Genomic DNA, 25186 nt, shown 5'->3' with positions numbered 1-25186 from the left:
TTTAAAAATTTTGTCAAAGTTAACTTTCAATTTAAATCAAAAAATTAGAATTGATAGCTAACTCCTAAAGTATAATTTCTCGGTTTTGTTCTATACCCGATTACATCAATATATGATGTGTTGAATAGGTTTCCGATATTTGCGGAAATGTTGATATTCTTATTGATGTTCTGATTGACATTCAGATTGAAAAGATTGAAGTCTTTGTTCACAACATTGACAGTTGAAAATGTCATAGAGTCGTAGTAGGCGTCATTTCTTTTTCCTACAAACTGGTGCGTCAGGTAAATGCGGGTACTTTTGAAAGGATTGATTTTAAGATAAGAATTCACTCTTTGCTTAGGCTGTCTCAACATGGTAGCTTCCTCATCTTTTTCTACAAAACTGAAATTCCCTCCAAATCCGACGTATTTATTCACATCATAATCGAAACCGATTTCAAATCCTTTTACCTTGTTTCTGTCTACATTTAAATATTGTCCTGCAAAAGTTACAAAATCAACGGTCTGATAAGCGAAAACATCTTTTTCTTCCCTTTGGAAAACACTTGCGTTGAAAACTAAAGTTCTGCTTTTGTTTCCAATAGTCAGATCAATTTCATGAGATTGATTGGTTTCCGGTTTCAAATCAGGATTGGGAAGAATGTAGGGAAGAGAACCATAGTTTTGGTATAAAGTAGGTGCAATAAAAGCTGTTGAGAAAGAGTATCCTATTTTATAGAAAATATTTCCGCTTTCTCCCAGGTAGTAAGGATTTACCGAATATACCCAATGGTTTCCAAATTTGGAATTATCTGTCATTCTCGTTCCTGCATCAAGATTTAAGCCTTTATAGCTAAAATTAACTTTAGCAAATGCATCAAAGTTAGACAGCTTCGTGTCATCTTCTTTCATAACTTCTTCCAGCGAAGTTCCCCCCCATGGAAGAGAAGAATAACCCATTTTTTGATTTTCATACTGAACTCCTACCGTAAAATTAAAGAAATCATTTACTTTATAGAAGTTGTACAATTCTGTGAAAAGGTTTTTTCCTTTATATGAAAACTGATCATTGTACTGATCTGTATAAAAGCTTTGTCCGATTCTCTCATTTCCCGAATATCTGGAATTGAAAACAACTTGCCCTTTGTTATACTTAAATCCTGCATTTAATCCAGTGAAGAATTGTTTGTCATTTCCTCTGTACTGTCCGTCTGCAAAGGCACCTTCATCATATTGGTAGAGGTGGTGATTCCAGCCTCCGGAAATATTTACATTGAATTTCTCATCCGTATAACCCGCGTTAGCAGAAATATTCTGCTTTTCCCAACCATCTTTATCAAAAGAATCATCTCCCTCTGCGGAAGAAATTCCCTGAGACTTTTCATTAAATCCGTTAACCTGATAGTTGAATTTATTGATTTTCCCTTTTACAGTCGCGTTTTGAGCAAAAGTACTGAAAGATCCTCCTCTTGCGGAAAGAATACCTTCCACTTCTTTTTGTGCAGACTGTTTGGTTTTGATATTGATCACAGAAACGGTGGCATTAGAACCGTAAAGTACAGAAGAGGCACCGTTCAGTACTTCAATACTTTCTATATTTTCCAGAGCAATCAAACGTAGATCTGTTACGGTGTAATCGTTTCCTGTAACATCTTTCAAGGGAATTCCGTCTATAAGAACCAAAACATTAGCGCTTTTTCCTCCACGGATTTTCATAGATTTAGGCTCACTTTGATTATTGAAGTTTCCGGTAATCTGAAAACCTGCCACCTGATCCAGAACATCATTAAGAGTCTGCCCTTTGAAGTTTTGAAGATCTTCTTGAGTAAAAAGTTTTACGTTTTTTCCGGTTTTATAAAGCTGTTGAGGAATTTTGGAAGCTACAGTCACTTCTTCAATCTGAGTCTCCTGTTGTTGTGCGAAAATGGTTGTACCAGTAACAAGCATCGCTCCAACTAAAATCATTTTTTTATTCATAAAAAATAGCTAAAGTTAAAGTTTGCTTACCGGAAAAAATAAAAGGCTAATTGTAACGAATTCTTAAAAGATCCGATGAAATCAGGCTTTTCCTCCGAAAGCATTTTTTAATTTAATATTTCAGTAAGGTCTCCTGACTTTCACATTTTCTACACCTTCTCGCTTTAGGCAATGGTTTTTTTGTAGAAAACTTTTTTATGAAATACTTTCTGTACTTCTATAAACTCGTGATTTACAGTTGCGGGGACAGTTTGTGATTTTCACACAATTCCCTTTTCTGAAAATTTTTGCAAAACTAATGAAATATTTTAACTATTTGAAAATCTATAAAAAAGTAGCATCAAAATAAAACGGAAGAAGGTCTTTTATTGCATGAACTTTTATCACCTCTTCATCCATGCTCGAAAAATAAAGGTCGATATTCTCATTCTGCTTGGTTTCATATTCCATTAAACTCTGTCTGCAAGCTCCACATGGGGGAATTGGCGGATGTTTTTCATGAAATTCTTTCGGTCCGCCGACTACAAAAATCTTTTTGATTTTCACATTCGGAAAATTGGCCGCAATCCAGAAAAGAGCTGTCCTCTCTGCACATAATCCTGAAGGATACGCCGCATTTTCCTGGTTATTTCCGGAGTAGATTTCACCATTTTCTAACAAGACAGAACATCCCACCCAAAAGTTGGAATAAGGAGCGTAAGCATTCTCACGAGCCTGTTTTGCTCTTTCGAATAATTCTTTTTCTATATCGTTCAGCTCACTGCTATTCTTGAAATATTCGTAACTGATCTGAGTTTCTTTTTTCATATATTGTGGATTAAAAAAAGGGGAGTAAATTTACTTCTTTTTCATGAGGTGGGCAATATCATCCCCTCTTCTAAATTTTAACAAAAATATTCAGATTAAAATGTTATACACTCCAATCAGATTCAGAAATGTTGAGTTGAAAAACCGTTGGGTAATGTCTCCCATGTGTATGTATTCTGCAGAAAACGGCCTGGCCAATGATTTTCATTTTGTTCATTACGGAAGCAGATCTCAGGGCGGAACGGGTTTAATCATAGTTGAAGCAACAGGCGTGGAGCCCCGCGGAAGAATTACCAATCACTGTATGGGGATCTGGAACGAAGAACAGGCCGGAAAACTTCAGAAGATCGTAGAATTTGTACATCAGAATTCTGAAAGTAAAATAGGAATTCAATTGGCTCACGCCGGACGAAAAGGTTCTACATGGAATAATATTCAGATTCCGGTGGAAGAAGGCTGGGAAACCGTTGCTCCAAGCCCGATTCCTTATCACCCCACAGAAAGAATTCCTCATGTATTAACCGTTGAAGAAGTTAAAGAACAGGTCCGGAATTTTAAAGAAGCAGCAAAAAAAGCCGTAAAAGCAGGCTTTGATGTGATTGAAATCCACGCGGCACACGGATATCTTGTTCATCAGTTTTTATCACCGCTTTCCAATATCAGAACCGATGATTATGGCGGAAGCTTTGAAAACAGAATTCGTTTTTTAATTGAAATTGTGGATGCTGTGAATGAAGAACTAAACGAAAATATAGCCTTATTTGTAAGAATTTCCGGAACGGAATATGCGGAAAACGGTTGGGAAATCGATGAGAGTGTAGAGTTAGCAAAAATCTTAAAACAGCATGCTGTAGATTTGATTGATATGTCAAGCGGCGGAAATATTCACGGAATGAAAATTCCTCTTTTCGATGGCTATCAGGTTCCTCTTGCTTCACAGGTAAGAAACGAAGCGGAAATAAAAACAGGAGCAGTGGGATTAATTAAAAAGGTCTCCCACGCTGAAGATATTCTGCAGAAAGGTGATGCAGATTTGATTTTTATTGCAAGAGAGATTTTAAGAAACCCATATATTGCGGTTCAAGGATCATTTGAAATGAAAGAAGACTGCTTTTTTCCTCATCAATATTTAAGAGCAAAGATTTGAAATAATAAAACGCCGGAAATGATATGAGTATTGAAGATTTCATGCTTCCCTGTCCGATTAAAAAGGCTTTCGGAGTAGAATGTCTTGGCTGTGGCGGGCAGAGAGCTGCTGTTATGGTTTTCAAAGGACAGTTCTTGGAGGCTTTCCATCTGTTTCCGGCGGTTTATACTATATTGCTTTTTTTCGGTATTCTTATTTTAAATATGGTAGATAAAAAAAGAAGCTACGGAAATGTATTACTGGCATTAGCAGGAATTAATCTCATGATCATGGTGATTTCTTATTGCTATAAACATCAGATTTTAAATAGTTAAAAGATTTCTAAAAGCCTGTTTAAGTTTTTTAAACAGTAAGAATTTAAGAGTTCAAGCTTAAAAAACTTAATAAAAATAATTTTAACAATGAAATAATTTCTTAAGGCCTTAATGGTTAAAGAATAAACTGTATTTATTCCTTTTAAGAAAACTTAGATTAATTTAAACAGCCTCCAAGCGTCCTGATATTTTCTGATTCCAATATTCCAGTGTAAAAATTTAATCGGATGCATCAAAAAGTCGTAGAACTACTACAGATTTTAAAACTCTATGTTAAAAATTTTCAGATGTAGTTTCGTAAACCTATATTTGCCTTCCCATCATAATGAGAGTAGAATATTAATGAATAAAATTTATAAAGTATGGCGGCAAATTCAAGAGGAATCTTAAAATTCAATGGAGGAGAAGGACAGAAACTGTTAAAACTGCATTACAGCGTATCCAGGTCTACAGATGTTTCCGGGAGAGTGGCTTCAGATCCTTCCAACGCATTGATCAGAGTAACTGTAGAAGCTACAGATAAATCGGATATTTTAGAAAGTTTACTGAACGGTAAATATAAACCGACAAAAGGAGAAATTACTTTTAATAAATCTCACGAAGAAGGCACTTTAATTACACTGAGCTGGGAAAACGGCTATGTTATCCAGCATGAAGTAGATTTTGATGCTGTTGATACCAACAGTATGCTGATCAGCTTTGTGATCAGTGCTGAAGAAATAACCTATGGAAATTCCCTTTATCAGGGGCTTTGGCCATCAAGCTAATTTTTGAGAGAATAAAGAAGAGCAGCATTCTCTGTTTAAAATTTTCAGGAGGGAATCCTTATCTATTTTCGATTCCCTCTGTTTGAAGAATTCTAAATAATTAAAAAAACACATCAACCACAAAATATGTCATCCACACCTGAACCAAAGGGGAGTGCACCTTTCCGTCCTACACAAAACGCAGACGGAATATCTGCCCATCATCATATTGGAATAAACCGTCTCGTGAAGCTTTCAATCGTTGTCGAAGGAAAGGTCATCAAGCATTACAAACATTTTTCACTGAAGCAGAGTACACAGAGCCATCATGAGTTTACCCTTACTTTGGCACATGATGCATTGGGTGATCTTCAGAATCATACCTTGGAGGAAGCCAATAAGTTTCTCGGAAAGCGTCTTACTGTGATCATTTCTTATAAGGATATTGAAAACAGTCCGGAAAGAACTTTTGTCGGAGTAATTACAGGCGTAGGTTTCAGTCAGGAAAAAATGAGTCTGGGCAATATTGTCCTTTCAGGGTACAGCCCAACAATTCTATTAGACGGAGCTCCGCATATTCAGAGTTTCGGAGGAAATCAATCTGTTAATATGGGAATGATTGCAGATGAGGTTATTAAGCAGGGGATCGATAAAAGCAGGTTTGATGTAAGAATTGATACCAACGATTATTCACAGATTATCTATAGCAGCCAATACAACGAAACACATTACAATTATCTGGCAAGAATGGCAGAAGCGTATGGTGAGCAGTTTTATTACGACGGGGAAGTTCTGCATTTCGGAAAACTTCCGCCACAGAATAAAGCGATTCAGTTAACTTACGGAAGTAGTGCCAGTGATATTAAGGTTGAATTAAAAGCAGTCCATACAAAACCACAATTCTACGGTTACAACAGCAATAAAAATGAAAAACTGGTTTCAGGAGAAACGCCAGTTCAGCATGTAGGAGATTTGGCGAAAACTGCTTATGCTCACAATGATAAAATTTACAAAACTCCAGCATTACAAATTGCTCCAATTAAAGCGACAACGCATTTGGATGTGGAATATTCACAGAAAAGTGCGTCGGGAAGTGCTTCGGTAAATGTATTTTCCATCTCAGGGAATACTTCAGTTCCGTTTTTGCATCCAGGATGTATGGTTGATGTCCAGATGCGAAAAACAGATTCTAATGAAACGTCTTATTTCACCAAAATAATGACCACGGAAGTTACTCATGAAATCGATACGATTGGTCACTACAAAGGAACCTTCGAAGGAATAGCCGCAGATACCGGATTTTTACCAAAACCGGATTTTACATTACCTAAAGCTGAACCGCAGACGGCCATTGTTATTTCCAATGCAGATCCTGAAGGACAGGGAAGGGTACAAGTAAGATTCGACTGGCAGACAAATGACACCACCCATTTTATCAGAATGATGAGTCCTGATGCGGGAGGTACAGATCAGATTACCCAAAATCGTGGTTATGTAGCAATTCCGGAAGTCGGAGATCAGGTAATGGTGAATTTCGTTCACAATCATCCCGACAGACCCTTTGTAATGGGAGGAATGTTTCATGGAGGAATTGGCTTAGGTGGAGGAATCAACAATCATTTAAAATCAATTCAGACCAGAAGCGGAATAAGAATTCTGATGAATGATGAAGAGGGAAGCGTGAAAATCCTTGATCCCAGTGGAAACTCTTATTTCATGGACGGAAAAGGTAATATCTTTATGAATGCCCCGAAAAACTTTACATTAAATGCGGGTGAAAATATCAATATTACAGCAGGAAAAGATATCTCTGTTTCGGCGGGTGAGAACATGACCAATACAGCAAATGACAATATCACTTCAATCGCAGGGCAGGATATGATTATGACAGCAACGGGAGATATCAGAGAAACCTCGGATACCAGAACTGAAATGGTAGAAAAAGAGTTCAGAAGACAGTCTGAAACTTCCAATGAAATTGCAGGAGAAATTTCCATGTTCAGCGAGGTGGAAAACATGACCATGCAGAGTGGTAAAATTGTGGAATTCAACAGCGCTGAAAAATCAAAACTATTTTAATCATGGCGATCAGAAAAACCGCAAAAAATATTACGATTAAAGTTCACGATTCTTACCAGCTTACCGTAGGAAAGAAAGCTGAAAAGATCGCCCAAAAGATCAATGCCGAGGCAACAAAAGGAAATCTTGTGCTGGCAAGTAATAAAAAAATAATGTCTCATGGGAATAAGTAATCTCAAGCTTTTAGTTCTTTCTGTACTATGCAGTTTCTCATTAATAAGTTGTCAAAATAAAAAAATGGAAGAAAAATACAGTTGGCTGGGTACCGTTTCAGCTCCGCAGGAATATCCAATGGAAGTCTACAGCGGGGCGATTATCGCAGATGATTTCACCTATGGTTTTGATGCCATTTGGGGAACCCAGAACACAGGCTGGGGGAATGAAGGAGGTACGATGAATGTGCAGTCTAAAAAAATGCAGATTCCTCATGCGTTAGAATTTACATGGTATTCTTTGATAGAAAAAAAATTCTACACGGGAAAATGGAAATTAGATCAGGAAAAAATAGAAAAATTATTTAAAGATGGTTTTTTAGATAGTGATACGGGCAAAAAAGAAACTTATAGATCGTTTAAAATTGGGCTCGCTCCTAAAGGTAAACTTTCATTATGGATAAATGCTCCGGGAGTTCAGAAAGAAATTGCTTTTTTTCAGGCACACGATACAATAATTACAAAAGATAAAGCTTACGAAAATGCACAGTATATGCTGGAAAAAGACTATGCAGACGAAAGGCTGAAAAGTGATTTCTTGTGGTCTTCGGATGTTAAAAACCGCATCAGCACATCCGGTTATCCCGACCCTTCTGTGTATGAAAAATACAGGAAAAAATATTTCTGGAAACCCATAGTAGAGCTTCCGGAAGGGTATCAGGTGAAGAAAATATTCTATATGGCCTGTAACGGAGAAGCCGATACGTATAAAGTTTCGGCGAAAGAGCTAGCTATTCCTTATTATTTATCGTTGGTAATTGTCAATCCTCAGGGAAAACAGATGGGAACCAATATCTTTTTTACGAAAGATCAGGAATATTACAGTAATAATATTCTGAAAGGCAATAATGTTCTTCCCGCTGATTTCGATTTAATGGATATTAATACCGTTTTCAACACTATTGATCCTAAACAGGAGGCAGATTTTATCATGACAATCGATCCTGAGAAAAAAAGCACCAAAATCGATCTTAAACAGGATAATAAAACAGTTGCATTAAAAGATTTTATCAGCAAAATTTATTAAAGTGAAGTTATGGCTAATGTAGTTTTTAGTGATTATTCGCCACCGCCGCCGCCAGAAAATGTAATTAATTTTGCACTGGGAATTTTTTTCGATGGAACTTTAAACAGTAAAACAAACTCTGATGCCAGGAAAAATAATACCGAGGCCTATCAGGATCATGGTGGAGATCCGTCGGACAATAACAGCTATAATAACGACTGGAGTAATGTGGCGCGCCTTTGGGACAATTACGATAAAAGAAATGCTATCTATGTAGAAGGAATAGGTACGAGTGATAATGAAGAAGATGAAATGGATGGATATGCATACGGTTCTGAAGAAACAGGAATTAAAGCTAAAGTACAGATAGGTTGCGAAAAAATTGCTGAAAAAGTAAGTCTGCTTAAAAAAGCCAATCCATCTGCAAAAATCGGAACGGTTATTTTAGATGTGTTTGGATTCAGTAGGGGAGCCGCCGCAGCGAGACATTTTGTACACATTGTTTCTAAAAATAAGGATAAGAAAGATCCCAAAAGCCGGAAATTTGGAAGCCTGGGAGTGGAAATCGAAAAAGTAGGTGTTAATCTGGATGAAATAACGGTTACAGTACGTTTTCTCGGTATTTTTGATACTGTGTCTTCTTATTCTGAAAATACATGGACAACGTCGCCCAATTTTAATAATGATATAGAAGAACTTCAGCTGGATGATATCGCCAAAGCTAAAAAAATTGTACATTTTATCGCAGAAAACGAACACAGGATCAATTTTGATCTTACCGATATTGTTGTGTATGATAAAGTAAAAAGAAGAAATGTCTATCTCGGAATTGAAAAGACATTTCCCGGGGTTCACAGCGACATTGGCGGTGGGTACGAAAATGGTTCGGAAAAGAAAGATGAAATTATCAACGGAAGCGAAAGTGTTCAGAAGAAGCGTAAAGAACAGTTGGTGGCAGAAGGCTGGTTTACAGATAAACAGCTAATTATTCATGAATACTTGCGTAAGCTTTCCAGCGACCGGTATGTGAAGAAAACGTACAGCTATATTCCGCTGCAGTTTATGGGGGAGTATGGTAAAAAAGACGGTTTACGCATCGATACCCAGCAAATAAGTAATAAATATAAAATCTCCAACGATCCGTTGTTGGTGAGAGTAAAAGCAAGGCTTGCACCCTACGTTACAGGAAATGGAAAACCTTATGCTTTCAGATGGTATCACGAAATCCATAATCAATATAAAGATGCCAAAATTCCGGAACAGAAATATGCCGATTATCAGAAAGAACTTAAAGAGCAGGAAGATTTAAGAAAGCTCAGAAATGAGTATCTGCACTGGTCTGCCGATTACGATTGGGTAGGAATGGATCCACGGAAAGACGGAAAAAGGGTTGTTCATTAATTATTTTTATGAAAATTTAATGCAGAGAAAATAACGTGCAGAAACTTATTAAACATATCGTTTTAAGTCTTATTATTCTGCCTATACCCTCTACTGTATGTATGCAGAAAGCAGTTTCAGAGGACATACTTATGATCTGAATGAAATACCATTATACCTATTTTTTGCGGTATTGGTTTAAATTTTTTTGAAGCATTATTTTGGATTTATAGGAATGATAAAAGAAATTATTAATCAATTCATGCCTTTAATATTGATGATTTAGTCTGTTTTATACTGCCACGTAGAATTATTTTAGTTAAAAATAAGAAGAACGATAATGTAAAGCCTGAAAACAAAGATGTTATTTATGCAAAAATTCAACAAACATACCGTTGCCAAAAATGAAACACTGAAGAGCATTGCTTCCAGGTATGATTTGTCTGTGGGAGAATTAAAACTGTTTCATAATAACCACTGCAATGTTAAGGATATGATTCTGATTGGGCTCACGGATCAGAAGGAATTATTCATTCCAAGAACTGCAGTTGCGGATAAAGCCAAACGGGTAGAATTCAGCCACGGAAACAGGCTTGCGTTTAAACCACAGAACCTATTTTTAAGATACGGAGTAACCATTACTCTGGAAAAAGGTGATCATATAAATGAGCTTAAATATGAAAACTCTGTAAAATGGCTTAAAACCGAAAACAGATTACATTTTTTTGAAATAGACAGGATTTCGGATCTCTTTATTAATGAAGAGCAGGTGAATGAAATGGCAGATCTTTTGGCTTATAAAACCTCAAAAGTATTATATCCACTGCAGATTAGTACAGATGAAAACGGAAAATTCAATGCCGTTGAGAATCTTTCGGAATATGCTAAAAGATGGAACAATGTAAAAGATGAGGTTTATAAAGAATATGAAGGCGAAATTGTTGATGAATATTGCCTGAAAATAGAACGAATACTCGACGAACCGGAATTGCTGACGGGGCTTATGAAAAATGATTATTTTCTGAGGACCGTATTTTTCGGTATCTATAAAAGTTTTGGAAAAGATTTTAAAACAATTAATCAGGAAAGTTTTCCGGTCATACAAAATCCAAAAGAACCGAATTACGAAATTACCTTTGAAATAGATCCCATAAAAGACGAACATGATCTTGTAAATATCACGGGGAATGGCAAATTACATGATGAAAGATCGGTCTACGATTTTATTTCCGGAACTCCGTTTTCTTTTATCATTGAAGATCATCCTGTGATGAATGATAAAGGAGATTTCAGAATAAAGTTTTATTTGAACGGAAAAACATATTTCCCGGAATCTCTGTATTTAGAATGTGATATTCTGTTGCAGGAGAAAAAAAAGATTGCTGTATCTATCTCTGTTTTAGATTAAAAATAAATTATTTCGATAAAAACAAAATTATGGCAGAAAAACACATTGTAGTACAGGGCGCACTATGCAAATGCCAGTTTGGGCAGGCTCCGGACAAGCTGAAAGTGCTGTCTCATGAAAAAGAATATGCCAATGATAAAGATGCTTCCAAAAAATTGATTGTTACTACAAAAGAAATCGGAGGCGCCACTTTTGAAAAAAATACATTTGGAAACTGTACCAAAATGGGAAGTCCGCCTCCGCCATGTAAAATTATGGTAACGGAATGGAAAGAATATTATGATAAAGTACAATTATCCAACGGTGGATATATCATTCTTGAAGACAGTAAAGCGGTTTGTGCTGTTGACGGAACTCCGTGTATTGAAATTATAGATCATGGGCAGCGTGCAGAAGCCAGTCAGCAGAATTTTAAAAATGCGGATCAGGATGTGCAGCAGCAGATCAATCCGTTAGTGGATAGCAGTGAAGTAGGTAAACAGGAAATGGAATATGACACATCAGGTGACGCCTAAATTATCAATATGGAAAAGGGAATAAAGAAAATAGCTATAGCCACGGGAGAGAAAAATGCAAAAGTTCTCTACAATGATGGTGAATATATTGGTGTAGAACCCGACAAGCATATTTGGTTTAAGATTTCAGAATGGATGCCGGGAACCACTGAGCAGGAAAAGAAAAAAGAGATTGTCTGGATCAGACAGAACAACCAGAGAAAGACGGTTATCAACCAGCTTAGAAGACCCGCCAATCAGGTATACGGTTATAAATTCAGCAAAAAGGAATGCGGAATTGTTGCCTATTATATCGAAGCAAGCTTAGGAGGAAAGCCGGATCTTAAAAATAAAGTTGGGAAATATATTTTCGGGCACTGTCCACCAAAGATTGTCGATTCCAAATGGAGTGTAAAAGAAGGAGGAGATGATGTGAGAAAAACATTTCAGTTTAGTTACGGACATATTATTTATCTTTATTTAGGTACGGAAGGGCTGAACGGCAGAAAAGATCTTACGGTTGAAATTTACCGAAGAATAAGAACATTCGGCGGAACCAGCGATGATCCTTTAATGAGAAGATGGACGAATGTAGAAGTAAACAACGGAGAAATCAATGTGAAAATTCAGAATACTTCACAATGGAAAGGAACGATTAAAGATATAAAAAGCGTGGAGGAACTTTATGTAAAGGTGAAAGATCCTAAAAGTGGAAAATATATTGTCGATTATAACAATGACGATATTCACGGGCGTTTTTTACGAATGAAAAACCAGTTGGTGGCGGAAGCTCCTAAAAAACCACAGAATGTTGTACCGACCAAGATTTACGAACCGGATAAAAATCTGTCCAGATATGAGCCGTGTAAATTTGAAACCATTAAAATTTCTGAAGGTGCTAAGTCGGTGATTGTTTTTGATAATGGAAAAGGAGTTAAAAACATAGCCGGTAAAGAAACGGTCCATGCTACTATTTACTATCAGATAGATTCTGCTATTATTGAAGGTGACGGAGAGAAAAAGCTTAACAATATCCTTCGTTTTTTACTGGAACATCAGCATTTTTCTTTAACAATCGAGGGACATGCATGCGTTATCGGCAAAATGGAATATAACCAGTCTCTATCACAAAAAAGATCAGATATTGTCAAGAAATTTTTCAGTGACGGTGGATTAGATCCTAAACGTATCAAATCCATAGGGCGCGGAGAAGTAAACCCTACCGACGATAAAAATGGCAGAGATAACGCCAAATATAAAGATGGATATGAATACCAAACCAACAGAAGGGTAGATATTTCTTTTGACTATTTTCCTCACGACGCCCAGACGATTATTTACCAAACCATAGCTCCGTCTGTAAGTACCAAAAAGGATATCACGATAAATGTGGAAGAGTTTGATACCAAAGCTTGTTTTCATAGTAAAGCATTGCATAAGAAGGAGATCAGCATGGTAGATGTTGGCCAGGCAATTGATGCAGGAGATACAAAAAAAGTATTTTCAACGCCATCTTTTGGCTATAAGTTATATTCCAATTTGTCTGAGTTTAATGCTCTTCCGATAAAATATATCTGGCCGGCAGCTAATAACCCGAATCAGTTTCATATGCATGTCCACAGTTGTAGATATTACAGTAATAATAAGCGTACAACGGTACTTATTAAGGTGTATCCTGATATCAAATGGACTTTAAGTTTTACATTAAATCTTACAAATGATCTTAGTGTGAAATGGATGAATATGGATCCGCATGAGCACAAGGAATTGCAGAAAAGATCCGGTAAAATCGGGGCAGAAAAAAGATGGAAACAGAAAGAAGGCTCTATTGATTTTAGTTTAAAAGCCAAGTGGGACAACGATCAGCATGAAAACGAATTAAAATATAAATACGAAACAAAATTTAAAAAAATATATGACACTTTTGCGTCTATAGGTGCACTTTCTGATGGAATTACTAATAAAGCGAAAGGGAAAGTACGTTCTATATCTCCGAAAGGTATTCCTGTAAGTTTTGCTGTGAAGCCTCCGAATTTGGAACTTTCAGGGAACTGGTTGCTGAAGAACCCGAAAGATAATAACCGCATCATTGGAACGGAAGTCGCTATAGGGTTAAAGGCAACTCCGTTAATTGGTTTGGAAATGACCGTAGATTTGCTTGGCGCCTTGGTTTTCGCCGTTTCAGGAGCAGTAAGTGGTGGAACTGCAGCTCCGGGCGTTACAAGATTGTATCAGGAAATACAGGGTAAATTGAAATCCGGAATAGATGTAGGTGACGACAATGCAGGCTTTAAAGCTTCTGTTGATATCTATATGGATCTTATTATTTCCAGTATTATAGAAGTAGATTCTAATTTTACATTTAATACCGCAGGAAAGCTGAAAGATTCTGATTTTAAAATTTCATCTCAAAGTAAGCTGAAAGTAGAATTAAAAGTAGGAGTTAAAATTCAGGGTGAAGTATCCTTAGCTATCGTAAAAGCGGAAGCATATTTTGAAGCTTCGGCTTCCGGGAGTGCTTCGGTGACTTTCGGACACGGAGTTAATTATGATGAAAAAGGACTTTACTATCGTCCTGTTTTAGGATTTGATGGGCTTGATGCACAATATCTTGTTACCATAAGTGTAGGGCTTGCAATAAAAATTGCAAAAAATAAACACAAAGTGGAAGAAAGCAGAAACGGGAAATATGAAATTGCGAAAGGTGAATATAAAAATGTAATTCCTCCTTTTGATGTTATCAAAGAATTGGAAAACTATTTGGGAATTGACGCCAACATCCCCTTAATTAAAAATGATTAATATTATACAATGAGAAATCTTATTTTATTATTGAGTTTCTTGGCTATTGTTTCTTGCAATGGACAGACCGATCTGGAAACTTTTAAGTTCGACGAAAAAGTTCCGGAAAATATTGTGAAAAAAGGAGTACAGGAAACAGAAGCCAACTACGGATTATTATCATATAAACAGGAAGCTGTACAAAACTTTAAAGTAGGAACAGTAGGGCTTTCCGATTATTCTGTTCCGAAAGGTTATGATTATTCTAATAATAATCTGGCGGTATTTGTAAATAACTATCAGGCAAATAATTATTTAGGTTTTATTTTAAACGTGGTAAAAGAAGATGAAGGAAAAAAAATAATTGATTATCTTACCAAAACCTACGGAAAGCCTGAAAGCAGAGAAACAGATAAGGGAAATCTGGCTTATTTTTGGGAGGTAAGCTCAAAAAATAAATGGATCTTTTTGCTTCAGACTCAGGAATCTGCACAGGATGATAATAAATATCGCAATACCAAGCTAATCATCTTAAAAAAAGGAATCAGAGTGGATAATTCCACAGATACCAGTGTATTTTCCATATTGGACAGTTTTAATCTTGCTTATCCTAAAAAATAAAAATGAAACCTTATTACGAAATAGATTTTAGTGCAGTAATGTGCTCTTTTCAAATTAAAATTAATGATGTAGAACTTATTTCGATGAGTATTGACGGGCAGACGAGATCTGATTTTCCTGTAAACCATTTAATTTTAGAAAGCGGAAAGCAGACTATTGAGGTAAAAGGATTTCCAATGAGCGGGCAGACTCAGTTGCATGAAGAAGCCTATATCAGATACAGGGTAAATGTTTATGATGTTTCCTCAGGTGATTATACTTTTATTAAACAGTTTGACGAATATTTTACTTTAAAACCGGATAAAAAGATACCCTTCGTTGGTCATAAAAGTACATTCGAAGCAGATGTTCCTTATAAATTAGAGGCATGGCAAAAGGGAAAAGACCTTAAAGATGTTAAATTTGATGTAAAAGAAAAGCTGATTAATAAATACAAACAAATGATAAAGCTTATTAACAGAGGAAATTATGATACTTTTATCAAACAGTATCAAAAAAGAGAAAATAACAATGCAACGGCAATGTATCTCAGTAACGCTCAGGCAGAAGCTAGAATGGCGGGCGTAGTTTCTGATATGAAAAATGGTTTTAAGGCTCAGGATCTTCCTGCTGATGTCTTTTTGGAATATTCTGCGTATGGAAAACTGGTGAGCTTAAGATCTTCGGATTTGATGTCAGCATTGCGTTTGGAAAATACCGAAACCGATGAAGAATTGGTTTTACCTATAACATTTTATCTTCCGGAAGGCAAAGATGAATTTGAAATTATTTAATTTTTATTCATTATAAAGTCAATAATCATTCTACTAATTAATACTTCATAAAAGAAACAAATTGTCACAGAATATGCATACTCAAAAAAAATCATCTCCGGTAGCCAAAATTCTTCTCGGAGTATTTTTGTTTGGTGTAGGTTACTTCATACTATGGACGATTTTTAAAGAAAAAATGCCTTTTCATAATTTCATGCATCATATTGCTGAAAATTACGATGAATATGCAGGTGAAATTTTTAATTATCTTCCTGTTTTTTTTCTGATCATTGTTGCTTTTCTTTTTTTGAGGCCAACTTCCAAAAAACGTTTTCTAAGATTACAGGCATCTCTTCCAACATCGAAAATACAGTCTGTTTCAAAAGGTTTGGCAGAGATTGAAGGAAAATTAATCATGAAAACTCCTCTGTTTTCACCAGTAAACGGAGAGCAATGTATTGGTTACTTTTATACTATTGAAGAAGAAAAACAAGATTCTGATGGGGATACTTCTTACACAACGGTTCATAGAGAGACACAGTGTAACGATTTTCAGATTCAGGATGATACAGGAACAATCGAAATTAAAGCGGAAGGTATTGAGTTTATTTTTTTGAAAGAAACCAATGTGAGCAGTGCGGGAGATAAAAGATATACGGAAACCTTATTGAAAAGCCAGCAGAAAATGTTGTTGGTGGGGTATGCAGATGCGGAAAATGGCGTACCTTTTATGAGAAAAGATGATCATTATAAAATATTGGGAATTACATCTTCCGACGGAATTTCTGTTTGGAATAAGTATCAGCCGCTATTAAGATCATTCTTGTTCACGTGCTCCTTCGTTTTATTACTAATTATATTTATACTATCGAGATAATGGATCAGACTATAGCTTTTATACTGTTGGCAATTTTAATCGTTGCAGTTATTGGTTTCGGAATTAGTATTTACAACCGTTTGGTACTATTAAAGTTTAATGTGGATAAAGCGTATGGAAACATTGATGTTATTTTAAAGCAAAGAGCAGATGAAATTCCCAATCTTGTACAGGTTGCCAAACATTTTATGAATTACGAAAAAGATATTCTGGAAAGGCTTACCCAATTAAGAACTTCTTACCTCTCATCTCAAAATGCTGATGAAAAAACAGCGCTTGCCAATGAAACATCTAAAGCTTTGACTTCTTTTTTTGCGGTGTCTGAAAACTATCCCAATTTAGTCTCCAACAGCAATTTTCTTGAGCTTCAGAAAAGAATTTCAGAACTGGAAAATAAAATTGCAGACAGAAGAGAATTTTTTAATGACAGTGTTAATCTTTACAATATTTCCATTCATGAATTTCCGAATTTAATTTTGGCGGGACTTTTAGGCTACAAGGATAAAACGATTTTAGAAATTACAGATCGTGAAAAAAGATACGATGGAGTTCAGTTTTAATACATTTTTCGGATACGAACAGGAGCTGAATCAGAATTCGGCCTTACTGATTTTCTTTGCGATGCTTTTTCCTCTGGTTTTGATGATTCCCATTGCTGTATTAGGCTGGATTTTCAGAAAACTTCAACTGAATATGTACTTTATTCATGCACTTTTATATACGCTCGGTTTTACCTTTTTGGTAGGCACGATTACCATTTTTTGTCTGTACTTTTTAACGGATAAAAACGGAGTAAAATTAATGTATTGCTGGATCTGTATTTTACTCGGAATGTTCAGTTTCTGTATCATTAATACCAATACATTAACCAAAATGTTCCAAGACTGGATGAAAGTTTCAAAATAGAAAATTCAAATTTATAAAGTAAAAGACTTCCCGATGGAGAAGTCTTTTTGTTGTTATTTCAGTTTCTTTTTTATTTAACAATAAATTTCAAGGTTGATTGATCCAGTTTTAAAAGATAAACTCCCTGCTGAAGATTTTTAATATGGATCGAATTTCTATTATTCTTAAAAGGTTGATCGATAGTCTGGACTACTTTTCCTTGAAGATTATAGATTTCGGCTTTATGAATGTTTTGAGTATTTCCTTTTACGAAAATTTCATTGTTAGAAATCGGGTTCGGAGAAATTTGTAATAGATTTTGATCTAAACTCGATTCGGAAGAAAGATTCTGTGCCTGTCTCGCCGTTCCTGAATAACAAGTCCAACTCAGGTTATCGATCGCCACTCTGTTGCTGGATGAAGTATTTTCCAACGTTACCACAACGTTTCCGGAAATATTAATATTGCTGATGGTCGTCGTTGTTGTATTTGCATTATAAGGAACTGTTCCTACCGTTGTTCCGTTCACTTTTACATTGAAAGTTCCGTTTGACCCTGTAAATTTTAATTGAGTCGTTACAGTCAGCGATGCGATTCCGTTGGCTGAATTTCCGGATGTTAAAGCTCCGTTTCTTACCGTAATGGCTTTTGAAGAAATGGTTTGGTCTGTTCTTGCATCAGTAGCCGTCCACGAAATACCGCTGTTGGTCCATGTTCTGGTTAAATAAGACGCCGTACTTGCAGTAGGAATGGTTTCAAAAGTTTCATTAACACAGTTTGTCCCCGTTGGTGTTCCCGGATTTGTTGTTCCACCCCCTGTGGATCCTGATCCCCAAATTAAATTCACATAATTCGGATTGTCTATAAAAGGATTTCTGTTTCCCTGAAATGTATAAGAAGCATTATTTCTGTTAATTTCTGCCTGAGAAACGGGATCTTGATTGTGCCAAGCTAATAAAACGTTCAGTTCCCAAGTCTGTAACCCCGGAAATGTAGAATTTGCCAGCATATTTCCGGTAGAAAAAGTAGAAAGTTTATTTTGATAGCGGGTTACAAAATAAAAAATCATCCTTGCTACATCGCCTTTAAATTCGTCTATCGGCTCAAACACTGTCCCCGAATATCCCGAAGAAGTGGAATTCCCCAGTTTAGAACCGTTTTTAGAAGTAAATGTAGCTGTTCCTACTTTTCCGAAGGGATAATTCGATCTCATTCCGTTCACTTTTCCGTCTGTTGCACGAATGAAGTGTACATCAGAAACCATGGGTGAAGATTCATTAAATAAGCTTTGAGGTACAATATGTTCTCTATTATAGCAGTTTCCTTCCACCGAATAGGTCCCGCACTGGTTGGTAACCGGAGTATATTTATAAGGATCAATTGCAGTCGGTTTTTCGGAATAAATGTCTAAGATAGAGCCGTCATTTTCATAGTTTTTATCAATGTCGGTCGTTTTATAGGCGGTCCAGAGCCCGCTGTATCCTTTGTCCTGATGCCCGTTGGTGATGATAGTGCTTAATGCTGTTTTCAGATTGGCTCCCGATAATCCGTTGGCCGAATTGTAATAGCCTGCAGGAGCCTGTGCATTTGCCAATACAGAAGCAAATCCAAAGATGAGTAATGGGTTTTTCATGTCAATATTTTAGGTTTGGTAAGATTAATATAAATTTAGAAATAAAAAATTAAGGAATTGTTAAGTTTTAATTTTTATAAAAATACAATTTTTAATTATTGTTTCATAATGAAGTATTGATAATGATAATGAGTTATTTTTAGTATTAATTTGATTTAATGCAATTATTAATTTTTTATTAATTGATAAAAATCATGATTTTTTTAAATACTCTCAATAGAAAAATAAGCTATTTTTGTGATTATTATTTTTATTTAGAATGATTAAAAATTTATCAACTAACCTTTTAGTAAGTTTATCCATCGTAGGTTCTATATATGCCTACGGTCAGTGTACACCTGTATCAGAGTTTTCTGAAAATTTCGATGCTCTCTTTTGTTGTGAGATGGGAGTTGTTCCGCCTTGCTGGAAAAGTATTACCACTTCAACCGGGGGAAATCAGATCATTTCAAACACGGCTCCTGCATCCAGTCCGCGCAATGTTTATCAGGTTGGTTACAACAATGTATCCATTGTAATTATGCCGCCGCTTACCAATATTAATGCAGGAACACACCATTTCAAATTTAAGGCGAGAATTAATCAGTTCTCCGCGCCGGGACGCCTAGATTTCGGTTATATTACGGAGTTTGGTGATGCTTCTACATTTGTCACTCTGCAATCCATTACCATAGAAAACGGAACGTACGACAGTACATCGGAAAGAACTTTTGATGTTCCCACAACGGTTCCAGGTAATGCGAGACTGGCCATTAGAAATCCGGGAATATCGGTTTCCGGACATTATTGGGATGATGCGGTTTGGGAACCTAAATCGGCTTTATCCACAGATGAAATCAAAAAAGAAACTTTAAAAGTATATCCAAATCCTTTTAATAATACTTTAAACATTTCCGATATCAAAGATGTGAAATCGATTTCCATCAGTGATGCGGCAGGACGAGTGATAAAAACTATTGAAAAACCATCAATTATTCTGGAATTAAATGATCTTGAAAAAGGAGTGTACTTCGTGAATTTACATTTTAAAAACGGAACGGTAAAATCGTTCAAATCAGTGAAAAACTAATTTTTTTTAATTTCATTGAAAAGGCTGTTGATCATCTTGACAGTCTTTTCTGTTTTTTATGAAAAAAAGTCAGCGCAAACTTTGCGCTGACTTTCATATATTTGATTTATTGTATCATCTTATTTTCCTGCCTGTGGAGGATAATTTTTCATGATTTCCGCCATGATTTCAGGAATTTGCTTTTGCTTGGCTTTAGGTCTGTCCACAGAAATTCCGCTTCCAATGCCCTGCCAAACCAGTTTGTTTGATTTTGCATCTACCATATCCACGATGATGGCTCCTTCATTGTAATTGCTCGTCCAGGTTCTGTTCATCCCGATTCCCCATCCGAAAGGTCCGCCCCAACCCCATCCGCCATAAGGCGAGGTATTGGTAATATCGGTGATTTTCTTATGATTGGCTTTTACATTTACAATTAAATCAGGATTTTCTCCCGACTGAAGACCTTTGCTCTGAAGCTGTCTCGAAAGCTCATTCAGAACTCTGTCTTTATCGATGTCATTCAGTTTCAGATCATCAATCCTTAGTTTGTATGTTTTATAAGTATTGAAGTTTGCTGTACTGGCGTAATCAGAACGTACGTTGAAAGGACTACAAGACGTTAAACCCAAAGTAGCCGAGGCTAACAAAATAAAAATATATTTTTTCATTTTATTTATTTTTTTTATCGTTTTTAATAAATGTGTCGGTCTTTTTATCGTACCCATAAGGACAATGTCTACAGCCACTTTTACAGCAATGCCCTCTTTTCAGATGAAATTTTTCTGTAAAAACCTTATAACCCTGCTCGTTGTAGTAAAAGTCTTCACCTTCTTTGATGTCAAAAAGTGCCATAGGTTAAATCTCTAAGTCAAAAAACTTTATATTTGTTATTATGATAATTATATGCCAAAAGCCTTTAAAAATTTTAAAAATTAATGGCATTGCTCTTTTCCCTTTTATCTTCATTAGGAATCCCGAAGATAAGAAAAATAAAATATTGATTAACCACGAAAAAATCCATTTGCAGCAACAACTGGAAATGCTGATTATTTTCTTCTATATTTTGTATTTAATTGAGTATTATTACTGGCTTTTTAAATTGAAAAACGGATATCAGGCCTATAAAAGAATCTCTTTTGAAAGGGAAGCATATTCCAACGAGCATGATCTTCATTATCTCAGAAAAAGAAAATTCTGGAGCTTCAGAAAATATCTCTGATCGTTTAAAGTTTTTTGTTTAATGTTTAATGTTTAATGTTTAATGTTTTTTTTCAAGGTTCAAATTTTAAGTTAGATTATGAATACAATTATAAAAGCCATAAATAACCATAATCATCTGTGTAAATCTGAGAAGTTTGTGGAAAATAAACACTTCATTTGTCATTTCGACAAAGGGGAAATATAAAACATCATTTTTAGATTCTTCACTTCACCTTGTTCCGTTGTGAATGACAAACGTCACACAATGCAAACACAAAAAACAGTATTTTTGTAGAATATGATTTACGCTAAACATGCTGCTACAACTTCCAACACAAAAAATCCCGATTCAGGAAATCCTGATCAATAAAAAAGTAAAGCTTTTCATTAAAAGAGAAGATTTAGTTCATCCTCAAATCTCGGGAAACAAGTATTGGAAGCTATTTTTTAACGTTAATAATTATTTAGCGAAAAATCCGGAAAAGCCATATATCATTACTTTCGGCGGTGCTTTTTCAAATCATATTGCCGCAGTTTCTGCGGTGGGAAATTTAGCAGGAATTCCAACATTGGGAATCATAAGAGGAGAGGAGCTGAAAGATAAATGGCTCAATAATCCGACATTACTTTTTGCCAAAAGAAACGGAATGAACCTGAAATTCGTGACCCGGGAAGAATATCGCCACAAAGAAAAACTAACCGAATTTTTACAGAAAGAGTTTCCTGAGGCTTTGATTGTTCCCGAAGGTGGAACCAATGAAGATGCCGTAAATGGCGTAAAAATGATGTTGAATGACGAAACAAAAGATTTTGATTATCTTTGCACTGCAGTCGGAACTGGAGGAACGATTGCCGGGATTTTAAAATATAGTGAAGAAAATCAGAGTGTTATAGGTTTTAAAATAGTTGATGACGATTCTCTTCAAAATACAATATCAGAATTAACCTCAAAGAAAAACTTTCATCTAATAGATTCAAGTTTTGGTGGTTATGGTAAAATAAAAGATGAAAACATCCGTTTTATCAATGATTTTAAAGAAAAATACGGAATCCCGTTAGAACCGATCTATACAGGAAAAATGATGCAGAGGATTTTCGAATTAATAGATGAAGATTATTTTCCTGAGAACAGCAGAATTTTGTGCTTTCATACCGGCGGACTACAGGGAATTGAAGGAGCAAACTTGCTTTTGGAAAAACAGAACAGAAATTTAATTATATAAAGTAAATTGAAAAAAATGAAACACTAAGTGTTCCATCTTTCATTTTAAAACAATAAAAATTATAAGATGAAAAGACTTTTCTTACTCGTAAGCCTTTTAGTTTTATCAAAATTCTCGGCTCAGACCTGGGCAACTGAAGATCAATACATCCAGAAATTTGCAAAATATGCAGTAGAGGAAATGGAAAAGTATAAGATTCCGGCTTCTATCACCCTTGCACAGGGACTTCTGGAAACTGGTGGCGGACAAAGCCGATTGGCTCAGGAAGGCAAAAATCATTTCGGAATTAAATGTAAAGAAGACTGGACAGGTAAAACAATGAAGCACACCGACGATGCCCCCAATGAGTGTTTCCGTGTGTACGACGATCCTAGGCAGTCTTACGAAGACCACTCTCTATTTTTATCCACAAGAAAATATTACGCGAATCTCTTTAATCTGGATATGAAAGATTATAAAGCTTGGGCACATGGTCTGAAAAAGGCAGGGTATGCTACCAATCCCCGATATGCTTCGATTCTTATCAGTAAAATTGAAAAATACAGGCTGTATGAATTTGATGAAACCAATTCAAAGGAAGCTTTGTATGCAGTTTTGAAAATGTATCCGGATCTGAAGGACGACAGAACATTCATGGCACAATTGCAGCCTGAAAAGTATACTAAAAAAGCAAAAGAGGCAGTAACGGTTGAAGTTCCTTATAAGCAGACTTCTTACGCCCAGCAACAGAAAAGAGTAGAGAAAATCAAGACAAAAGCGGAGATTCTGAATTCAATTTTAATTAAAAGTCATCCTAACGATGGACTAAAATATATCATCATTCCGGAAGATACCAACGTACAGTTTATTGCTAAAAAATTCAAGATCAGCGAAAGCAAGCTGATCAAATGGAATGAGCTGGATAATGATATGCTGAAGAAAAACGAAATCGTTTTTCTTGAATCTAAAAACTCTGACGGAAATACAGCTACTTACAAAGCCGAATATGGTGAAGATATGCATGATATCGCGCAAAAATTCGGAATCAAATTGAATAAATTATACGCCAAAAACAGAATGGATGAAGGACAGAAACCTTCTGCCGGACAGTTGATTTATTTAATAGATAAAAAACCTAGAAACTAATTTTTTGTCGATGGCTAATAGTTGATTGTTAAACCTGCAACTATCAAACATCAACCAACAACTACATATGAAATACCAAAGAAGTTCTGCTTTATTCGATGAAGCGTACAAATACATTCCCGGTGGAGTAAATTCTCCGGTTCGTGCATTCAAATCTGTAGGAGGAGTGCCGGTTTTTATGAAATCTGCAAAAGGAGCTTATCTTACGGATGCCGATGACAACACATATATTGATTATATTAATTCTTGGGGACCCGCAATTTTAGGTCACACTCATCCTGGAGTTTTAGAGGAACTAAAAATTCAGGCAGAAAAAGGGTTTTCTTTCGGTGCACCAACAGAATTGGAGACTGAAATCGCAAAATTCATCACAGAAAATGTTCCGAATATCGACCAGATCAGAATGGTTTCTTCAGGAACGGAAGCTTGTATGAGTGCAATCAGACTGGCAAGAGGTTTTACGGGAAGAGATAAATTTATCAAGTTTGAGGGCTGTTATCACGGTCACTCAGATTCATTTTTGATTAAAGCGGGAAGCGGAGCGGCAACATTTGGAAATCCAAATTCTCCCGGCGTAACAACTGGAACGGCAAAAGATACTTTGTTGGCAAGATACAATGATTTTGAGCAGGTTGAAGATCTGTTCAGACATAATCAGGGTGAAATTGCAGCGGTGATTATTGAACCGGTTGCAGGAAATATGGGTTGTGTGCTTCCAGAAAATGAATTCCTTCAGAAATTAAGAAAAATCTGCGACGAAAATGGTTCTTTATTGATCTTTGATGAGGTAATGACAGGTTTCAGATTAGCTTTTGGCGGAGCTCAGGAATTATATAATATAAAAGCAGATTTGGTGACGTACGGTAAAGTAATCGGGGGCGGACTTCCTGTAGGTGCTTTTGCCGGAAGAAACGAGATCATGGATCATTTGGCTCCAAAAGGAGGGGTTTACCAAGCCGGAACATTGAGTGGAAATCCTTTGGCAATGAGAGCAGGATTAAAAACATTGCAATTAATTAAAAACGATCCTGAATTTTTCAACAGATTAGCAAAAACAACAGAAACGTTGGATCTCGAAATCGGAAACATTTTAAACGAAAAAGGAATTGCCCATAAAATCAACAGAAAAGGTTCGATGATGTCTGTGTTTTTCCATACCAACCGGGTTTCTAATTTTGATGAAGCACAGGAAGCCAATCATGCATTATTCAATAATTTCTTCCATCAAATGCTTACCAACGGGATTTATCTTCCACCAAGCGGATACGAAACGTATTTCATCAGCGATGCCATAAAAGAGAAAGAAATTGATATGACTTTAGAAGCTGTCAGAAAATTTGAATATTCTTAAAATTATAAGATAAAATTGAAAAGGATGAGGTTTTTTGCTTCATCCTTTTTTGTTCTATTTCATGTTAATTTTATGACATAGGAAAATGGAGCGTAAAGAGAATGAAACTTTAATCCGTTAAAAAATTTCCACTGTT

At 35.9% G+C, this 25186-nt stretch carries 25 protein-coding genes and 1 riboswitch; of the genes, 20 read left to right on the top strand and 5 right to left on the bottom strand.

Annotated elements, in window-relative coordinates; genetic code table 11:
• Positions 1–44: 44 nt before the first annotated feature.
• The gene (locus BUA89_RS13500) at positions 45–1946 is read right to left on the bottom strand and encodes a TonB-dependent receptor plug domain-containing protein (protein ID WP_228420560.1); all 1902 of its coding nucleotides are present in this window, start codon (positions 1944–1946) and stop codon (positions 45–47) included.
• 138 nt (positions 1947–2084) lie between these two features.
• Positions 2085–2232, bottom strand: a riboswitch (cobalamin riboswitch).
• A 50-nt stretch (positions 2233–2282) separates the two neighbouring features.
• The gene (cdd, locus tag BUA89_RS13495; RefSeq protein WP_072958817.1) at positions 2283–2765 is read right to left on the bottom strand and encodes a cytidine deaminase; all 483 of its coding nucleotides are present in this window, start codon (positions 2763–2765) and stop codon (positions 2283–2285) included.
• 100 nt (positions 2766–2865) lie between these two features.
• Here cdd and BUA89_RS13490 point away from each other — a divergent pair, with 100 nt between their 5' ends.
• The 15 genes from BUA89_RS13490 (at position 2866) to BUA89_RS13425 (ending at position 17488) form a co-directional block, all read left to right on the top strand.
• Positions 2866–3912, top strand: a complete 1047-nt coding sequence (locus BUA89_RS13490; protein WP_072958813.1) for an NADH:flavin oxidoreductase/NADH oxidase — start codon at positions 2866–2868, stop codon at positions 3910–3912.
• 23 nt (positions 3913–3935) lie between these two features.
• Entirely contained in the window at positions 3936–4226 is a 291-nt protein-coding gene (locus BUA89_RS13485) for a DUF2752 domain-containing protein (RefSeq protein WP_072958810.1), read from the top strand.
• A gap of 362 nt (positions 4227–4588) precedes the next feature.
• Positions 4589–4993 (top strand): type VI secretion system tube protein TssD, encoded by a 405-nt coding sequence (gene tssD, locus BUA89_RS13480; protein WP_072958807.1) that lies wholly within the window; start codon positions 4589–4591, stop codon positions 4991–4993.
• Positions 4994–5119: 126 nt separating this feature from the next.
• Entirely contained in the window at positions 5120–7051 is a 1932-nt protein-coding gene (locus BUA89_RS13475) for a type VI secretion system Vgr family protein (RefSeq protein ID WP_083531680.1), read from the top strand.
• 2 nt (positions 7052–7053) lie between these two features.
• Positions 7054–7224: a hypothetical protein gene (locus tag BUA89_RS23170; RefSeq protein ID WP_178362460.1), complete on the top strand. Its 171-nt coding sequence runs from the start codon at positions 7054–7056 to the stop codon at positions 7222–7224.
• A 64-nt stretch (positions 7225–7288) separates the two neighbouring features.
• Positions 7289–8290, top strand: coding sequence for a DUF2931 family protein (locus BUA89_RS13470; RefSeq protein WP_262487545.1), 1002 nt, complete (start codon positions 7289–7291; stop codon positions 8288–8290).
• Between the two features lie 9 nt (positions 8291–8299).
• Positions 8300–9670: a T6SS phospholipase effector Tle1-like catalytic domain-containing protein gene (locus tag BUA89_RS13465; protein ID WP_072958799.1), complete on the top strand. Its 1371-nt coding sequence runs from the start codon at positions 8300–8302 to the stop codon at positions 9668–9670.
• 349 nt (positions 9671–10019) lie between these two features.
• Entirely contained in the window at positions 10020–11057 is a 1038-nt protein-coding gene (locus BUA89_RS13460; protein ID WP_072958796.1) for a LysM peptidoglycan-binding domain-containing protein, read from the top strand.
• A gap of 29 nt (positions 11058–11086) precedes the next feature.
• The gene (locus BUA89_RS13455) at positions 11087–11572 is read left to right on the top strand and encodes a DUF4280 domain-containing protein (RefSeq protein ID WP_072958794.1); all 486 of its coding nucleotides are present in this window, start codon (positions 11087–11089) and stop codon (positions 11570–11572) included.
• Between the two features lie 9 nt (positions 11573–11581).
• Positions 11582–14353, top strand: coding sequence for an OmpA family protein (locus BUA89_RS13450; protein ID WP_072958792.1), 2772 nt, complete (start codon positions 11582–11584; stop codon positions 14351–14353).
• 9 nt (positions 14354–14362) lie between these two features.
• Positions 14363–14953: a hypothetical protein gene (locus BUA89_RS13445; protein ID WP_072958789.1), complete on the top strand. Its 591-nt coding sequence runs from the start codon at positions 14363–14365 to the stop codon at positions 14951–14953.
• Positions 14954–14955: 2 nt separating this feature from the next.
• Positions 14956–15726, top strand: coding sequence for a hypothetical protein (locus BUA89_RS13440; protein WP_072958786.1), 771 nt, complete (start codon positions 14956–14958; stop codon positions 15724–15726).
• Positions 15727–15799: 73 nt separating this feature from the next.
• Positions 15800–16582, top strand: a complete 783-nt coding sequence (locus tag BUA89_RS13435; protein ID WP_072958783.1) for a hypothetical protein — start codon at positions 15800–15802, stop codon at positions 16580–16582.
• Positions 16582–17142: a LemA family protein gene (locus BUA89_RS13430; protein ID WP_072958780.1), complete on the top strand. Its 561-nt coding sequence runs from the start codon at positions 16582–16584 to the stop codon at positions 17140–17142. Before BUA89_RS13435 ends, BUA89_RS13430 begins: the two co-directional genes overlap by 1 nt.
• On the top strand, positions 17126–17488 hold the full coding sequence (locus BUA89_RS13425) for a hypothetical protein (protein WP_072958777.1): 363 nt from the start codon (positions 17126–17128) through the stop codon (positions 17486–17488). The genes BUA89_RS13430 and BUA89_RS13425 overlap by 17 nt, the downstream gene beginning before the upstream one ends.
• A 70-nt stretch (positions 17489–17558) precedes the next feature.
• Here BUA89_RS13425 and BUA89_RS13420 read toward each other — a convergent pair whose 3' ends face one another.
• The gene (locus BUA89_RS13420; protein ID WP_072958774.1) at positions 17559–19100 is read right to left on the bottom strand and encodes an endonuclease; all 1542 of its coding nucleotides are present in this window, start codon (positions 19098–19100) and stop codon (positions 17559–17561) included.
• Between the two features lie 259 nt (positions 19101–19359).
• Between BUA89_RS13420 and BUA89_RS13415 the strand changes: the two genes are divergently transcribed.
• A complete protein-coding gene (locus BUA89_RS13415; RefSeq protein ID WP_072958769.1) occupies positions 19360–20169 on the top strand; it encodes a T9SS type A sorting domain-containing protein in 810 nt (269 codons plus the stop codon).
• A gap of 119 nt (positions 20170–20288) precedes the next feature.
• Here the strand turns inward: BUA89_RS13415 and BUA89_RS13410 are convergent, their stop codons facing one another.
• Entirely contained in the window at positions 20289–20819 is a 531-nt protein-coding gene (locus BUA89_RS13410) for a DUF4136 domain-containing protein (protein ID WP_072958766.1), read from the bottom strand.
• Position 20820: 1 nt separating this feature from the next.
• Positions 20821–21003 (bottom strand): DUF5522 domain-containing protein, encoded by a 183-nt coding sequence (locus BUA89_RS13405; RefSeq protein ID WP_029294953.1) that lies wholly within the window; start codon positions 21001–21003, stop codon positions 20821–20823.
• Between the two features lie 40 nt (positions 21004–21043).
• Here BUA89_RS13405 and BUA89_RS13400 point away from each other — a divergent pair, with 40 nt between their 5' ends.
• The 4 genes from BUA89_RS13400 to hemL all read left to right on the top strand — a co-directional run bounded on the left by BUA89_RS13400 (position 21044) and on the right by hemL (position 25050).
• Positions 21044–21370 carry a hypothetical protein gene (locus tag BUA89_RS13400; RefSeq protein WP_072958763.1) on the top strand — a complete coding sequence of 109 codons (327 nt, stop codon included), beginning with the start codon at positions 21044–21046 and terminating at the stop codon, positions 21368–21370.
• A gap of 295 nt (positions 21371–21665) precedes the next feature.
• Positions 21666–22574, top strand: a complete 909-nt coding sequence (locus tag BUA89_RS13395; RefSeq protein ID WP_072958760.1) for a 1-aminocyclopropane-1-carboxylate deaminase/D-cysteine desulfhydrase — start codon at positions 21666–21668, stop codon at positions 22572–22574.
• A gap of 66 nt (positions 22575–22640) precedes the next feature.
• The gene (locus BUA89_RS13390; RefSeq protein ID WP_072958757.1) at positions 22641–23699 is read left to right on the top strand and encodes a glucosaminidase domain-containing protein; all 1059 of its coding nucleotides are present in this window, start codon (positions 22641–22643) and stop codon (positions 23697–23699) included.
• A gap of 67 nt (positions 23700–23766) precedes the next feature.
• The gene (gene hemL, locus BUA89_RS13385) at positions 23767–25050 is read left to right on the top strand and encodes a glutamate-1-semialdehyde 2,1-aminomutase (protein ID WP_072958755.1); all 1284 of its coding nucleotides are present in this window, start codon (positions 23767–23769) and stop codon (positions 25048–25050) included.
• The last annotated feature ends 136 nt before the right edge of the window (positions 25051–25186 follow it).

Source organism: Chryseobacterium arachidis (genome assembly GCF_900129245.1).
In the GTDB taxonomy this organism is placed as follows: domain Bacteria; phylum Bacteroidota; class Bacteroidia; order Flavobacteriales; family Weeksellaceae; genus Chryseobacterium; species Chryseobacterium arachidis.
This window is presented reverse-complemented; position numbering and strand designations above follow the sequence as displayed.

Coding starts and splice junctions, on each gene's coding strand:
- BUA89_RS13500 (WP_228420560.1), bottom strand. CDS start 1,946: ATGATTTTAGTTGGAGCGATGCTTGTTACTGGTACAACCATTTTCGCA.
- cdd (WP_072958817.1), bottom strand. CDS start 2,765: ATGAAAAAAGAAACTCAGATCAGTTACGAATATTTCAAGAATAGCAGT.
- BUA89_RS13490 (WP_072958813.1), top strand. CDS start 2,866: ATGTTATACACTCCAATCAGATTCAGAAATGTTGAGTTGAAAAACCGT.
- BUA89_RS13485 (WP_072958810.1), top strand. CDS start 3,936: ATGAGTATTGAAGATTTCATGCTTCCCTGTCCGATTAAAAAGGCTTTC.
- tssD (WP_072958807.1), top strand. CDS start 4,589: ATGGCGGCAAATTCAAGAGGAATCTTAAAATTCAATGGAGGAGAAGGA.
- BUA89_RS13475 (WP_083531680.1), top strand. CDS start 5,120: ATGTCATCCACACCTGAACCAAAGGGGAGTGCACCTTTCCGTCCTACA.
- BUA89_RS23170 (WP_178362460.1), top strand. CDS start 7,054: ATGGCGATCAGAAAAACCGCAAAAAATATTACGATTAAAGTTCACGAT.
- BUA89_RS13470 (WP_262487545.1), top strand. CDS start 7,289: ATGGAAGAAAAATACAGTTGGCTGGGTACCGTTTCAGCTCCGCAGGAA.
- BUA89_RS13465 (WP_072958799.1), top strand. CDS start 8,300: ATGGCTAATGTAGTTTTTAGTGATTATTCGCCACCGCCGCCGCCAGAA.
- BUA89_RS13460 (WP_072958796.1), top strand. CDS start 10,020: ATGCAAAAATTCAACAAACATACCGTTGCCAAAAATGAAACACTGAAG.
- BUA89_RS13455 (WP_072958794.1), top strand. CDS start 11,087: ATGGCAGAAAAACACATTGTAGTACAGGGCGCACTATGCAAATGCCAG.
- BUA89_RS13450 (WP_072958792.1), top strand. CDS start 11,582: ATGGAAAAGGGAATAAAGAAAATAGCTATAGCCACGGGAGAGAAAAAT.
- BUA89_RS13445 (WP_072958789.1), top strand. CDS start 14,363: ATGAGAAATCTTATTTTATTATTGAGTTTCTTGGCTATTGTTTCTTGC.
- BUA89_RS13440 (WP_072958786.1), top strand. CDS start 14,956: ATGAAACCTTATTACGAAATAGATTTTAGTGCAGTAATGTGCTCTTTT.
- BUA89_RS13435 (WP_072958783.1), top strand. CDS start 15,800: ATGCATACTCAAAAAAAATCATCTCCGGTAGCCAAAATTCTTCTCGGA.
- BUA89_RS13430 (WP_072958780.1), top strand. CDS start 16,582: ATGGATCAGACTATAGCTTTTATACTGTTGGCAATTTTAATCGTTGCA.
- BUA89_RS13425 (WP_072958777.1), top strand. CDS start 17,126: ATGGAGTTCAGTTTTAATACATTTTTCGGATACGAACAGGAGCTGAAT.
- BUA89_RS13420 (WP_072958774.1), bottom strand. CDS start 19,100: ATGAAAAACCCATTACTCATCTTTGGATTTGCTTCTGTATTGGCAAAT.
- BUA89_RS13415 (WP_072958769.1), top strand. CDS start 19,360: ATGATTAAAAATTTATCAACTAACCTTTTAGTAAGTTTATCCATCGTA.
- BUA89_RS13410 (WP_072958766.1), bottom strand. CDS start 20,819: ATGAAAAAATATATTTTTATTTTGTTAGCCTCGGCTACTTTGGGTTTA.
- BUA89_RS13405 (WP_029294953.1), bottom strand. CDS start 21,003: ATGGCACTTTTTGACATCAAAGAAGGTGAAGACTTTTACTACAACGAG.
- BUA89_RS13400 (WP_072958763.1), top strand. CDS start 21,044: ATGATAATTATATGCCAAAAGCCTTTAAAAATTTTAAAAATTAATGGC.
- BUA89_RS13395 (WP_072958760.1), top strand. CDS start 21,666: ATGCTGCTACAACTTCCAACACAAAAAATCCCGATTCAGGAAATCCTG.
- BUA89_RS13390 (WP_072958757.1), top strand. CDS start 22,641: ATGAAAAGACTTTTCTTACTCGTAAGCCTTTTAGTTTTATCAAAATTC.
- hemL (WP_072958755.1), top strand. CDS start 23,767: ATGAAATACCAAAGAAGTTCTGCTTTATTCGATGAAGCGTACAAATAC.